Annotated in this window: 1 protein-coding gene; it reads right to left on the reverse strand. The window is 69.5% G+C overall.

Annotated features, from left to right (window positions below; genetic code table 11):
• The coding region (locus ACYQ0J_RS13760; RefSeq protein WP_460172631.1) for a metal-dependent hydrolase at positions 1–236 on the reverse strand (236 nt) is incomplete at both ends.

Below are 236 nucleotides of genomic sequence, written 5' to 3' on the forward strand. Positions count from 1 at the left end.
GCCGGAGAGGGCGAGGAAGAGGGCCAGGGTGGCCTCCTGGGGGGAGGCGTAGCGGATTCTCCACTCCCGGGAGGGGAAGAAGAAGAACTGCACCCGCCAGGGCCAGAGGAGGGGCACCCCGTTCACATTCATGGTGTCCAGGAGGAGGTGGGAGAGGTAGCCCGTCAGGAAGGCTCCATAGGCCCCCGGGGCCGCCTGGCGGAGGGGAAGGAGGAGGAGGGCGAGGGCCAGGAGGA

Source organism: Thermus sp. FJN-A (assembly GCF_054655095.1).